General features: G+C 64.0%; 8 protein-coding genes. 7 read left to right on the top strand and 1 reads right to left on the bottom strand.

All coding sequences use genetic code 11. The features are described 5' to 3' along the window. Positions 1-217 precede the first annotated feature (217 nt). Positions 218-4,339: a DNA-directed RNA polymerase subunit beta gene (gene rpoB, locus ACO07H_RS00285; protein ID WP_422009929.1), complete on the top strand. Its 4,122-nt coding sequence runs from the start codon at positions 218-220 to the stop codon at positions 4,337-4,339. A gap of 11 nt (positions 4,340-4,350) precedes the next feature. Continuing rightward, positions 4,351-8,568, top strand: a complete 4,218-nt coding sequence (gene rpoC, locus ACO07H_RS00280) for a DNA-directed RNA polymerase subunit beta' (RefSeq protein WP_422009927.1) — start codon at positions 4,351-4,353, stop codon at positions 8,566-8,568. Between the two features lie 62 nt (positions 8,569-8,630). On the opposite strand, the gene ACO07H_RS00275 is transcribed toward rpoC, so the two are convergent. Further along, complete coding sequence (locus ACO07H_RS00275) at positions 8,631-9,221, bottom strand: putative toxin-antitoxin system toxin component, PIN family (RefSeq protein WP_422009925.1); 591 nt, start codon at positions 9,219-9,221, stop codon at positions 8,631-8,633. Between the two features lie 72 nt (positions 9,222-9,293). Here ACO07H_RS00275 and rpsL point away from each other — a divergent pair, with 72 nt between their 5' ends. From rpsL to rpsJ, 5 genes are all read left to right on the top strand, one after another. Next, positions 9,294-9,668, top strand: a complete 375-nt coding sequence (rpsL, locus tag ACO07H_RS00270; protein WP_056265769.1) for a 30S ribosomal protein S12 — start codon at positions 9,294-9,296, stop codon at positions 9,666-9,668. A gap of 157 nt (positions 9,669-9,825) precedes the next feature. Further along, positions 9,826-10,296, top strand: a complete 471-nt coding sequence (gene rpsG, locus ACO07H_RS00265) for a 30S ribosomal protein S7 (protein ID WP_056194782.1) — start codon at positions 9,826-9,828, stop codon at positions 10,294-10,296. A gap of 69 nt (positions 10,297-10,365) precedes the next feature. After that, positions 10,366-12,471, top strand: coding sequence for an elongation factor G (gene fusA / locus ACO07H_RS00260; protein WP_422009922.1), 2,106 nt, complete (start codon positions 10,366-10,368; stop codon positions 12,469-12,471). Positions 12,472-12,592: 121 nt separating this feature from the next. Further along, the gene (tuf, locus tag ACO07H_RS00255; RefSeq protein WP_025564238.1) at positions 12,593-13,783 is read left to right on the top strand and encodes an elongation factor Tu; all 1,191 of its coding nucleotides are present in this window, start codon (positions 12,593-12,595) and stop codon (positions 13,781-13,783) included. A 64-nt stretch (positions 13,784-13,847) separates the two neighbouring features. Then, a complete protein-coding gene (gene rpsJ, locus ACO07H_RS00250; protein ID WP_056194266.1) occupies positions 13,848-14,159 on the top strand; it encodes a 30S ribosomal protein S10 in 312 nt (103 codons plus the stop codon). Positions 14,160-14,309 lie beyond the last annotated feature (150 nt).

Raw genomic sequence — 14,309 nt, 5'->3', positions numbered from 1 at the left:
ATGATGCGCAGTTCTTTCACGTGTTCTCTGATCCGACTGCAGAGAACCAGTTTGGTCGGACTCCGGTAAGCCTCCGATGGTGAGGCCGGGGTTGTCCGCCAGCGGTTGGTAGTGGCCAACCACCAAGCTAGGCAGCCGCCCGTCCTGGGCCGGTGAGCCAGCCAGTCGCCGACGCGGCTCGCCCCACGGCCAGGGGTGGGCTCGACACGGAGTGTTTATGGCGCAAGCAACCCCCTACAGCTACACCGAGCGCAAGCGGATCCGCAAGAGCTTCGGCAAGCGCGAGAGCGTTCTCAACGTTCCCTATCTGCTGACCATGCAGAAGGACAGCTACGTGGCCTTCCTGCAGAAGGACGTGGCCCCCGCCAAACGCAAGCCCGAAGGGCTGCAGGCGGCTTTCCTTTCGGCGTTCCCGATTGTTTCGCACAACGGTTTCGTCGAGATGAAGTTCCTCGAGTTCAACATCGCCAAGCCGCCGTTCGACACCCGCGAGTGCCAGCAGCGGGGGTTGACCTACGCAGCCGCCGTGCGTGCGCGCCTGCAGATGATCATCTATGACCGTGAATCGCCCCAGGCGAAGACCGTCAAGGAAATCAAGGAGCAAGAGGTCTACATGGGCGAAGTGCCCCTGATGACCGACTACGGCAGCTTCATCGTCAACGGCACCGAGCGCGTCATCGTGTCGCAGCTGCACCGTTCGCCGGGCGTGTTCTTCGAGCACGACAAGGGCAAGACGCATTCGTCGGGCAAGCTGCTGTTCAGCGCCCGCATCATTCCCTACCGCGGCTCCTGGCTGGACTTCGAGTTCGACCCGAAGGACATCCTGTACTTCCGCGTCGACCGCCGCCGCAAGATGCCGGTCACGATCCTGCTCAAGGCCATCGGCCTGAACCCCGAGCAGATCCTGGCCCACTTCTTCGTGTTCGACAACTTCCGCCTGATGGACGTCGGCGCGCAGCTCGAATTCGTGGCGGACCGCCTGAAGGGTGAAGTCGCGCGCTTCGACATCGTCGACAAGTCGGGTGCCGTCATCGTCGAGAAGGACAAGCGCATCACCGCCCGCCATGCGCGCCAGCTGGAGCAGTCCGGCACGCAGCACATCTCGGTGCCGGAAGACTTCCTGATCGGCCGCGTGCTGGCCAAGAACATGATCGATGCCGACACCGGCGAGATCATTGCCAAGGCCAATGACGAACTGACCGAAGCGCTGCTGAAGAAGCTGCGCCAGGCCGGCGTCAAGGAAATCCAGTGCCTGTTCACGAACGAACTGGACGAGGGCGCCTACATCTCGCAGACGCTGGCGTCCGACGAGACTGAGACGCAGCTGGCGGCCCGCGTTGCCATCTACCGCATGATGCGCCCCGGCGAGCCGCCGACGGAAGACGCCGTCGAAGCGCTGTTCAACCGCCTGTTCTACAGCACCGACACCTACGACCTGAGCCGTGTCGGCCGCATGAAGTTCAACGCGCGTGTCGGCCGTGACACGCCCGAAGGCAACATGAACCTGTCCAACGAGGACATCCTTGACGTCGTCAAGATCCTCGTCGAGCTGCGCAATGGCCGCGGCGAAGTGGACGACATCGACCACTTGGGCAACCGCCGCGTGCGCTGCGTGGGCGAACTGGCCGAAAACCAGTACCGCTCGGGCCTCGCCCGCATCGAGAAGGCCGTCAAGGAACGTCTGGGCCAGGCCGAGACCGAAGCCCTGATGCCGCACGACCTGATCAACTCCAAGCCGATCTCCGCGGCGCTGAAGGAGTTCTTCGGTGCGTCGCAGCTGTCGCAGTTCATGGACCAGACCAACCCGCTGTCGGAAATCACGCACAAGCGTCGCGTTTCCGCCCTGGGCCCGGGCGGTCTGACCCGCGAGCGCGCCGGCTTCGAAGTCCGCGACGTGCACCCGACCCACTACGGCCGCGTCTGCCCGATCGAAACGCCGGAAGGCCCGAACATCGGCCTGATCAACTCGCTGGCGCTGTTTGCGCAGCTCAACGAGTACGGCTTCCTGGAGACGCCGTACCGCCGCGTCGTCGATGGCAAGGTCACCGACCAGATCGACTACCTGTCGGCCATCGAGGAAGGCAAGTACGTCATCGCCCAGGCCAACGCCACGCTGAACGCCGGCGGCGAGCTGACCGACGAACTGGTGTCCGCCCGTGAAAACGGCGAATCGGTGCTGACCTCGCCCGAACGCATCCAGTACATGGACGTGGCGCCGACGCAGATCGTGTCCGTTGCGGCATCGCTGGTGCCGTTCCTGGAGCACGACGACGCGAACCGCGCACTGATGGGTGCCAACATGCAGCGTCAGGCCGTGCCGGTGCTGCGTCCCGAGAAGGCTTTCGTGGGTACGGGCGTCGAGCGCGTCGCTGCGAAGGACTCGGGCACGGTGGTCGCGGCTCGCCGCGGCGGCGTGGTCGACTATGTCGACACGAACCGCATCGTGATTCGCGTCAACGATGCCGAGACCGTGGCCGGTGAGGTCGGTGTCGACATCTACAACCTGATCAAGTACCAGCGTTCCAACCAGAACACGAACATCCACCAGCGCCCCATCGTCAAGCGTGGCGACAAGGTGGCGGCCGAGGACATCATTGCCGACGGTGCCTCCACGGACATCGGCGAGCTGGCCCTGGGTCAGAACATGCTGGTCGCGTTCATGCCCTGGAACGGCTACAACTTCGAAGACTCGATCCTGATCTCGGAACGCGTCATCGCCGAAGACCGCTACACCTCGATCCACATCGAGGAACTGGTGGTCAACGCGCGTGACACCAAGCTGGGCGCCGAGGAAATCACCCGCGACATCCCGAACCTGTCGGAGCAACAACTCGGCCGCCTGGACGAGTCGGGCATCGTCTACGTCGGTGCCGAGGTGAACCCGGGCGACGTGCTGGTCGGCAAGGTCACGCCCAAGGGCGAGACGACGCTGACGCCGGAAGAGAAGCTGCTGCGCGCCATCTTCGGCGAGAAGGCTTCGGACGTGAAGGACACGTCGTTGCGCGTCGATCAGGGCACGCAAGGCACCGTCATCGACGTGCAGGTCTTCACCCGTGAAGGCATCCAGCGCGACAAGCGCGCCCAGCAGATCATCGACGACGAGCTCAAGCGCTACCGCCTGGACCTGAACGACCAGCTGCGCATCGTCGAGAGCGACGCCTTCGACCGGATCGAGAAGCTGCTGATCGGCAAGGTCGCCAACGGCGGCCCGCAGAAGATCGCCAAGGGCACCAAGATCGACAAGGACTACCTGGCCTCGGTCGAGAAGTTCCACTGGTTCGATATCCGTCCGGCCGAGGAAGAGGCCGCCAACCAGCTGGAGTCGATCAAGAACTCGCTCGACCAGACCCGCCACAGCTTCGACCTGGCTTTTGAAGAAAAGCGCAAGAAGCTGACGCAGGGCGACGAGCTGCCCGCCGGCGTGCTGAAGATGGTCAAGGTCTACCTGGCCGTCAAGCGCCGCCTGCAGCCCGGCGACAAGATGGCCGGCCGTCACGGCAACAAGGGCGTCGTGTCCAAGGTCACCCCGATCGAAGACATGCCCTACATGGCCGACGGCACGCCCGCCGACATCGTGCTGAACCCGCTGGGCGTCCCGTCGCGGATGAACGTGGGCCAGGTGCTGGAAGTGCACCTGGGCTGGGCCGGCAAGGGCATCGGCCAGCGCATCGGCGACATGCTGCAGCAGCACAGCAAGGTGGCTGAGCTGCGCAAGCTGTTCGACGAGCTCTACAACCAGAGCGGCGGCAAGACCGAGAACATCGACGACCTGACCGACACCGAAGTGCTGGAGATGGCCGCGAATCTGTCGAAGGGCGTGCCCTTCGCGACGCCGGTCTTCGACGGTGCCAAGGAAGAGGAAATCCGCGGCATGCTCAAGCTCGCCTACCCGGACGACATCGCCGCCAAGAAGGGCCTGACCGCCACGCGCACCCAGGCCTGGCTGTGCGACGGCCGTACCGGCGAGCAGTTCGAACGCCCGGTCACCGTCGGCTACATGCACGTGCTGAAGCTGCACCACCTGGTGGACGACAAGATGCACGCCCGCTCGACCGGCCCGTACTCGCTCGTCACGCAGCAACCGCTGGGCGGCAAGGCGCAGTTCGGCGGCCAGCGTTTCGGCGAAATGGAAGTGTGGGCGCTGGAAGCCTATGGCGCCTCGTACATCCTGCAGGAAATGCTGACGGTCAAGTCCGACGACGTGAATGGCCGCACCAAGGTGTACGAGTCCATCGTCAAGGGCGAACACGCCATCGAAGCGGGCATGCCCGAATCGTTCAATGTGCTGGTCAAGGAAATCCGCTCCTTGGGCATCGACATTGAACTGGAACGCAATTAAGGAGCAGATGCATGAAGGGACTACTCGACCTTTTCAAGCAATTCACCCCCGATGAGCATTTCGATGCCATCAAGATCGGCCTGGCTTCCCCGGAGAAGATCCGCAGCTGGTCGTTCGGCGAGGTGAAGAAGCCCGAGACCATCAACTACCGCACCTTCAAGCCGGAACGCGACGGCCTGTTCTGCGCCAAGATCTTTGGCCCGATCAAGGACTACGAGTGCCTGTGCGGCAAGTACAAGCGCCTGAAGCACCGTGGCGTCATCTGCGAGAAGTGCGGCGTTGAGGTCACCCAGACCAAGGTCCGCCGTGACCGCATGGGTCACATCGACCTGGCCGCGCCCTGCGCGCACATCTGGTTCCTGAAGAGCCTGCCGTCGCGTCTGGGCCTGGTGCTCGACATGACGCTGCGCGACATCGAACGCGTGCTGTACTTCGAAGCGTACGTCGTCGTCGACTCGGGCATGACGCCGCTGAAGAAGTTCTCGATCATGAGCGAGGACGACTACGACGCCAAGCGCATCGAATTCGGCGACGAGTTCATCGCGCTGATGGGCGCCGAGGGCATCAAGAAGCTGCTGGAGGAAATGGATCTCGACATCGAGATCGACAAGCTCCGCAACGACATGACCGGCTCCGAGCTCAAGGTCAAGAAGAACTCCAAGCGCCTGAAGGTCATGGAGGCCTTCAAGAAGTCCGGCATCAAGCCGAACTGGATGGTGCTGGACGTGCTGCCCGTGCTGCCGCCGGACCTGCGTCCGCTGGTGCCGCTGGACGGCGGCCGCTTCGCGACCTCCGACCTGAACGACCTGTATCGCCGCGTCATCAACCGCAACAACCGCCTGGCCCGTCTGCTGGAGCTGAAGGCCCCTGAAATCATCGTGCGCAACGAAAAGCGCATGCTGCAGGAAGCCGTCGACTCGCTGCTGGACAACGGCCGCCGCGGCAAGGCGATGACCGGCGCGAACAAGCGTGCCCTCAAGTCGCTGGCCGACATGATCAAGGGCAAGAGCGGTCGCTTCCGTCAGAACTTGCTGGGCAAGCGCGTCGACTACTCGGGCCGTTCGGTCATCGTGGTCGGCCCGACGCTCAAGCTGCACCAGTGCGGCCTGCCCAAGCTGATGGCGCTCGAACTCTTCAAGCCCTTCATCTTCAGCCGTCTCGAAGCCATGGGCATCGCGACGACGATCAAGGCTGCGAAGAAGGAAGTCGAATCCGGCACGCCGGTGGTCTGGGACATCCTCGAAGAAGTCATCAAGGAACACCCGGTCCTGCTGAACCGCGCCCCGACGCTGCACCGCCTGGGCATCCAGGCCTTCGAGCCCGTGCTGATCGAAGGCAAGGCGATCCAGCTGCACCCGCTCGTCTGCTCGGCCTTCAACGCCGACTTCGACGGCGACCAGATGGCCGTCCACGTGCCGCTGTCCATCGAAGCGCAGATGGAAGCCCGCACGCTGATGCTGGCCTCCAACAACGTGCTGTTCCCGGCTTCCGGCGAACCGTCCATCGTCCCGTCGCAAGACGTGGTGCTGGGCCTGTACTACGCCACCCGCGAGCGCACCAACGGCCGCGGCGAGGGCATGATCTTCTCGGACATTCCCGAGATGATCCGCGCCCTTGAAAACGGCGCCGTCGAGATCACCGCCAAGATCAGCGTGCGCCTGACGGAGTACAGCAAGGACAAGGACACCGGCGAATGGGTGGCCGAGACCAAGCTGACCGACACCACCGTCGGCCGTGCGCTGCTGTCCGAGATCCTGCCCAAGGGCCTGCCGTTCTCGAACATCAACAAGGCGCTCAAGAAGAAGGAAATCTCGCGTCTCATCAACACGAGCTTCCGCAAGTGCGGCCTGAAGGAAACCGTGGTGCTGGCCGACAAGCTGCTGCAAAGCGGCTTCAAGCTGGCCACGCGTGCCGGCATCTCCATCGCCATCGACGACATGCTCGTGCCGAAGGAAAAGCACACGGTCATCGACCGCGCCGAGAAGGAAGTCAAGGAGATCGAGCAGCAGTACGTCTCGGGTCTCGTGACCGCCGGTGAGCGCTACAACAAGGTCGTGGACATCTGGGGCAAAGCCGGTGACGAGATCGGCAAGAAGATGATGGACCACCTGAAGGTCGAGACGGTCAAGGACCGTCACGGCAAGGACGTGGTGCAGGAGTCCTTCAACTCGATCTACATGATGGCCGACTCCGGCGCGCGCGGCAGCGCCGCCCAGATCCGCCAGTTGGCCGGCATGCGCGGCCTGATGGCCAAGCCGGACGGCTCCATCATCGAGACGCCCATCACGGCGAACTTCCGTGAAGGCCTGAACGTGTTGCAGTACTTCATCTCCACCCACGGCGCCCGCAAGGGCCTGGCGGATACGGCGCTGAAGACCGCGAACTCCGGCTACCTGACGCGTCGTCTGGTCGACGTGACCCAGGATCTGGTCGTCATCGAGGACGACTGCGGCACCGACAACGGCATGGCGATGCGCGCCCTGGTCGAAGGTGGTGAGGTGATCGAATCGCTGCGCGACCGCGTCCTTGGCCGCGTCACCGCCATCGATGTCGTCCACCCCGAGACGCAAGCCTCGTTGCTGGGTGCCGGCCACATGCTGGACGAAGACACGCTCGACGTGCTGGAACAAGCCGGCGTTGACGAGATCAAGGTCCGCACGCCGCTGACCTGCGCCACGCGCTTCGGCCTGTGCGCCAAGTGCTATGGCCGCGACCTCGGCCGCGGCGGCCTGGTGAACGTCGGTGAGGCTGTCGGCGTCATCGCCGCGCAGTCCATCGGTGAACCGGGCACCCAGCTGACGATGCGGACCTTCCACATCGGCGGTGCGGCCTCCCGCGCAGCCGTGGCGTCGAGCGTCGAAGCCAAGTCGGACGGCATCATCGGCTTCAACGCCACGATGCGTTACGTCACCAACGGCAAGGGCGAACTGGTCGTGATTTCCCGCTCCGGCGAGATCGTCATCTCCGACCCGCACGGCCGCGAGCGTGAGCGTCACAAGGTGCCGTACGGTGCGATCCTGAACATCAAGGCCAGCCAGACCATCAAGGCCGGCGTGGTGCTCGCGAACTGGGACCCGCTGACCCGCCCGATCATCACGGAATTCGCCGGCCAGGCGAAGTTCGAGAACGTCGAGGAAGGCGTGACCGTCGCCAAGCAGGTGGACGAAGTGACCGGCCTGTCGACGCTGGTGGTCATCGACCCGAAGCGCCGCGGCGCTGCCAAGGTCATCCGTCCGCAGGTCAAGCTGCTGGACGCCGGCGGCAACGAGGTCAAGATCCCGGGTACCGACCACTCGGTGGCCATCGGCTTCCAGGTCGGCTCGCTGATCCAGATCCGCGACGGCCAGGAGCTGCTGCCCGGTGAAGTGCTTGCCCGCATCCCGGTCGAAGGCCAGAAGACGCGCGACATCACCGGCGGTCTGCCGCGTGTGGCGGAACTCTTCGAAGCCCGCTCGCCCAAGGACGTCGGCGTGCTGGCCGAGCAGACCGGCACGGTGTCATTCGGCAAGGAGACCAAGGGCAAGATCCGCCTGCAGATCACCGACCCGGACGGCAACGCCCACGAGGAACTGGTGCCCAAGGAAAAGAACATCCTGGTGCACGAAGGCCAGGTGGTGAACCGTGGCGAGCTGATCGTCGACGGCGCTGCAGACCCGCAGGACATCCTGCGCCTGCTGGGCATCGAGGAGCTGGCGCGCTACATCGTCGACGAGGTGCAGGACGTGTACCGTCTGCAGGGCGTGAAGATCAACGACAAGCACATCGAGGTGATCGTTCGCCAGATGCTGCGTCGCGTGGTCATCACCAACCCGGGCGACACGCACTACATCCTGAACGAGCAGGTCGAGCGTTCGGAGCTGCTGGACACCAACGACCGCATGCGCAAGGAAGGCAAGACCACGGCCACCCACGCGGATGTGCTGCTGGGCATCACCAAGGCCTCGCTGTCGACGGACTCCTTCATCTCGGCTGCGTCCTTCCAGGAAACGACCCGCGTGCTCACCGAGGCTGCCATCATGGGCAAGCGCGACGAGCTGCGCGGCCTGAAGGAAAACGTCATCGTCGGCCGCCTGATCCCCGCGGGCACCGGCATGGCCTTCCACGAGGCGCGCCGCGTCAAGGAAGCCATGGACGACGCCGAGCGCCGTTCCATCGCCTTGCAGGAGGCCGAAGAACTGGCTGCCGCGCAGATGGCGGGTGTGGACGCTGGCGACGGCTCGGCTGAATAAGCCACGGGGCCTCGCGCCCCGCAAAGCCGCCCCGGTTCACGCCGCGGGCGGCTTTTTCTTTGTCAGTCCGGCGACCACTGCTCCGGTTTCAGGATGGCAAGGCCACGCGGGCGGGCGCGCTTGGCCAAGGCCAGCAGCGCCTTGTCGCGCGACACCAGCCAGCGGGCGCCGAGCGCCAGCGCCAGGTCGATGAACTTCTGGTCGTCCGGGTCGCGGCACAGCAGGCGTGGCGACGGTTCGACGGCGTCGACCGCCTGGCCATGCGCATCGAACTGCGCTTCGATGAGGGCCAGGTCGGGCGCATAGCGAGAAGCCACGCCTCGGCTGAGCACGTGGCGGAGCTCATCGCGCATCGCCGGCGCGACCAGCCAGCGCAGCGCGCCCGACGTCAGCGCCGCCGCCAGGGGCGCCACGCGCGGATCGTTGAAGACCAGCCAGTCCATGACGACCTGGGTGTCGACGACGATGGCCGGGCGTGGGTCTGCGCCGGGTCTGCCGATGTCGGGCGCGGGTGGCGTGACGATGTCCATGGTCGGCAGCTTACCTGCGGCTTCGGACCGGCCCTTGTGCCCGATCGCCCGCCGGTCTACAATCCTCGGCTCTTCGCCTTTTGGGCGGCGCATCGCTGCGCGCTCAAAACGCTTGAACGTCACTTGAACGGGTGGCTGAACAAGCGCTTGAACAAGTGGGCGAGGTTCACAGACTTCAAACGGGAACAAGTCGTAATGCCAACCATCAATCAACTGGTGCGCCACGGTCGAGAGGCCGAGGTCATCAAGTCCAAGTCGCCTGCGATGCAGAACTGCCCGCAGCGCCGCGGTGTCTGCACCCGCGTCTACACCACCACGCCCAAGAAGCCGAACTCGGCTCTGCGTAAGGTCGCCAAGGTGCGCCTGACCAACGGTTTCGAGGTCATCTCGTACATCGGCGGTGAAGGCCACAACCTGCAAGAACACAGCGTCGTGCTCGTGCGCGGCGGCCGTGTGAAGGACTTGCCCGGCGTGCGTTACCACATCGTCCGTGGCTCGCTCGACCTGCAAGGCGTCAAGGATCGCAAGCAGTCGCGTTCCAAGTACGGCGCGAAGCGTCCGAAGAAGTAAATCGTTTGTTCGGGCTCAGCGCACACGCTGACCCAACGTTGTTGCGGCTGCTGCAATGTCAGCCAGCCGAGTAAGTGGATGACCCCAGATGTCGGTGGTTGTCCAGCGGAGTCAGGCCAGAAAAGCCGTCTCCAACTGAAGCAAAAGGAAGAGTGCCATGCCACGTCGTCGCGAAGTACCCAAGCGCGAAATCCTGCCGGACCCCAAGTTCGGTTCCGTCGATCTGTCCAAGTTCATGAACGTCATCATGGAATCGGGCAAGAAGGCCGTCGCCGAGCGCATCATCTACGGTGCCCTGGAGCAGGTCGAGAAGAAGATCGGCAAGGACCCGCTGGAAGTGTTCATGGTCGCCCTGAACAACGTGAAGCCCATGGTCGAAGTGAAGTCCCGCCGGGTCGGCGGTGCGAACTACCAAGTTCCCGTGGAAGTTCGCCCCGTCCGCCGGATGGCTCTGGCCATGCGCTGGTTGAAGGAATCCGCCCGCAAGCGCGGCGAGAAATCGATGGCGCAGCGCCTGGCCAATGAGCTGCTGGAGGCCGCAGAAGGCCGCGGCGGCGCGATGAAGAAGCGCGACGAAGTCCACCGCATGGCAGAAGCCAACAAGGCGTTCTCGCACTTCCGCTTCTAAACTCACTGTCTTTCGGCCGCCTCGGGTTTCTACCAACCCGCTGGCGGCTCCTGTCTTCTGGAGCAAACCATGGCCCGCAAAACCCCCATCGAGCGCTACCGCAACATCGGTATCTCCGCGCACATCGATGCCGGCAAGACCACCACGACCGAGCGCATCCTTTACTACACCGGTGTGAACCACAAGATCGGTGAGGTGCATGACGGCGCCGCCACGATGGACTGGATGGAGCAGGAGCAGGAGCGTGGCATCACGATCACGTCCGCTGCCACGACCTGCTTCTGGAAGGGCATGGACCTGGCTCGCCCCGAGCACCGCATCAACATCATCGACACGCCCGGACACGTGGACTTCACGATTGAAGTCGAACGCTCCATGCGCGTGCTGGACGGTGCCTGCATGGTCTATTGCGCCGTGGGTGGCGTGCAGCCGCAGTCGGAAACCGTCTGGCGTCAGGCCAACAAGTACAAGGTGCCCCGCTTGGCGTTCGTCAACAAGATGGACCGCACCGGCGCGAACTTCTTCAAGGTCTACGACCAGATGAAGCTGCGCCTGAAGGCCAACCCCGTGCCCGTCGTCATTCCCATCGGCGCTGAAGAAAACTTCACTGGCGTGATCGACCTCATCAAGATGAAGGCGATCATCTGGGACGAAGCCTCGCAGGGCATGAAGTTCAGCTACGAGGAGATCCCCGCCGAGTTGCAGGCCGATGCCGTCAAGTGGCGCGAGAACCTCATCGAAGCCGCCGCTGAGTCCAGCGAAGAGCTGATGAACAAGTACCTGGAGTCGGGCGACCTGAGCGAAGAGGAAGTCATCGTCGCCATCCGCAAGCGCACCATCGCCGCTGAAATCCAGCCGATGTTCTGCGGCACCGCCTTCAAGAACAAGGGCGTGCAGCGCATGCTGGACGGCGTCATCGACTTCATGCCGTCGCCCATTGACGTGCCGCCGGTGCCGGGCACCGACGAGGACGAGAAGGAAGTCGTCCGCAAGGCCGATGACAGCGAGAAGTTCGCCGCGCTGGCCTTCAAGCTGATGACCGACCCCTATGTCGGCCAGCTGACCTTCGTGCGCGTCTACTCGGGTGTGCTGAAGTCCGGCGACTCGGTCTACAACCCGATCCGCGGCAAGAAGGAGCGCATCGGCCGTATCCTGCAGATGCACGCCAACCAGCGTGAAGAAATCTCGGAAATTCTGGCCGGCGACATCGCCGCCTGCGTGGGCCTGAAGGATGTCACCACGGGCGAAACCCTGTGCGATCCGGAAGCCATCATCACGCTGGAAAAGATGATCTTCCCCGAGCCCGTGATCTCGCAGGCCGTCGAGCCCAAGACCAAGGCCGACCAGGAAAAGATGGGCATCGCGCTGGGCCGTCTGGCCAAGGAAGACCCGTCGTTCCGCCTGCGCACCGACGAAGAGTCCGGCCAGACCATCATCTCCGGCATGGGCGAGCTGCACCTGGAAATCATCGTCGACCGCATGAAGCGCGAGTTCGGCGTGGAAGCCAACGTCGGCAAGCCGCAAGTGGCCTACCGCGAAACCATCCGCAAGACCGCGACCGACGTCGAAGGCAAGTTCGTTCGCCAGTCCGGCGGCAAGGGCCAGTACGGCCACGTCGTGCTGACCGTCGAGCCGCAAGAGCCGGGCAAGGGCTTCGAGTTCGTCGACGCCATCAAGGGCGGTGTCGTTCCTCGCGAGTACATCCCCGCGGTCGAGAAGGGCGTCATCGACACCCTGCCGAATGGCGTGCTGGCCGGCTACCCGGTCGTGGACGTCAAGGTCACGCTGACCTTCGGTTCGTACCATGACGTGGACTCGAACGAAAACGCGTTCAAGATGGCCGCATCGATGGGCTTCAAGGAAGCCTGCCGCCGCGCCAGCCCCGTCATCCTGGAGCCGATGATGGCCGTGGAAGTCGAGACCCCGGAAGACTACGCCGGTACGGTCATGGGCGACCTGTCCAGCCGTCGCGGCATGGTGCAGGGCATGGACGACATGGTCGGCGGCGGCAAGGTCATCAAGGCCGAAGTGCCGCTGAGCGAAATGTTCGGCTACTCCACGTCGCTGCGCTCGGCCACGCAAGGCCGCGCCACGTACACGATGGAGTTCAAGCACTACTCCGAAGCGCCCAAGAACGTGGCCGACGCGATCATCACCGCGCGCGGCAAGTCCTGATCCGCTTCTGACCGAATCGTCTTCGCGGCAGCCCGCCCGTTTCGCCAGTCGGCGGGAATCACGGGCGTCGCGGAAACGCTAAACCAACAGACTGGCGAGATGCTCTTTTTGGAGAATTGAAATGGCAAAAGGCAAGTTTGAACGGACCAAGCCGCACGTGAACGTGGGCACGATTGGTCACGTTGACCACGGCAAGACGACGCTGACGGCGGCGATCGCGACGGTTCTGTCGAAGAAGTTCGGCGGCGAGGCCAAGGCCTACGACCAGATCGACGCAGCGCCGGAAGAAAAGGCCCGCGGCATCACGATCAACACCGCGCACGTCGAGTACGAGACGGCCAACCGCCACTACGCGCACGTTGACTGCCCCGGCCACGCCGACTACGTCAAGAACATGATCACCGGTGCCGCCCAGATGGACGGCGCGATCCTGGTGTGCTCGGCCGCTGACGGCCCGATGCCGCAAACCCGCGAGCACATCCTGCTGGCTCGCCAGGTCGGCGTGAAGTACATCATCGTCTTCCTGAACAAGTGCGACATGGTCGACGACGCCGAGCTGCTTGAGCTCGTCGAAATGGAAGTGCGCGAGCTGCTGAGCAAGTACGACTTCCCCGGCGACGACACCCCCATCATCAAGGGTTCGGCCAAGCTGGCGCTGGAAGGCGACACGGGCGACCTGGGCGAGCAGGCCATCATGCGCCTGGCCGATGCGCTGGACACCTACATCCCCCAGCCGGACCGTGCCGTTGACGGCGCATTCCTGCTGCCGGTGGAAGACGTGTTCTCCATCTCCGGCCGTGGCACGGTGGTGACCGGTCGCGTCGAGCGCGGCATCATCAAGGTCGGCGAAGAAATCGAAATCGTGGGCATCCGCGAAGTCCAGAAGACCACGGTCACGGGCGTCGAAATGTTCCGCAAGCTGCTGGACCAAGGTCAAGCGGGCGACAACGTCGGCATCCTGCTGCGCGGCACCAAGCGCGAAGACGTCGAGCGCGGCCAAGTGCTGGCCAAGCCCGGCACGATCAAGCCGCACACCCACTTCACCGCTGAGATCTACGTTCTGAGCAAGGAAGAGGGCGGCCGCCATACGCCGTTCTTCAACAACTACCGTCCCCAGTTCTACTTCCGCACGACGGACGTGACCGGTGCGGTGGAGCTGCCCAAGGACAAGGAAATGGTCATGCCTGGCGACAACGTCGGCATCACCGTGAAGCTGATCGCCCCGATCGCGATGGAAACCGGCCTGCGGTTCGCCATCCGTGAAGGTGGCCGCACCGTCGGCTCCGGCGTCGTCGCCACGATCCTCGCGTAATCAACTTTTGCTTCGCGCCGCGCGCCCTGCGTGCGGTTGCTAGCCTGCTCTTTAAGGAATCGCCATGCAAAAGCAAAAGATCCGCATCCGCCTGAAGGCGTTTGATTACAAGCTGATCGACCAGTCGGCACTCGAGATCGTCGAGACCGCCAAGCGCACCGGTGCCATCGTCAAGGGCCCCGTGCCCCTGCCGACGCGCATGGAGCGTTTCGACATCCTGCGTTCGCCGCACGTCAACAAGACGAGCCGTGACCAGTTCGAGATCCGCACCCACCAGCGCCTGATGGACATCGTCGACCCGACCGACAAGACGGTCGACGCGCTGATGAAGCTCGACCTGCCCGCCGGCGTCGACGTCGAAATCAAGCTGCAGTAATCCGAGGCCTTCGGGCCAGGAATGCAAGGCCCCGGCCCTGTTTCGACAGGCCGGGGCCTTGTCTTTTGGCGGGTGCTGATCAGGGCTTGCGTCGGGACTTCCCCTCGGGCTATACTCGCCAGCTTTTCCGGGTTGGGCCATGCCCGCTCG

The sequence above is a fragment of the Roseateles sp. genome (genome assembly GCF_965229315.1).
In the GTDB taxonomy this organism is placed as follows: Bacteria; Pseudomonadota; Gammaproteobacteria; order Burkholderiales; family Burkholderiaceae_C; genus Pelomonas.
Note: the sequence above shows the minus strand (reverse complement) of the source record. Positions and strands in the feature narration are given on the sequence as shown.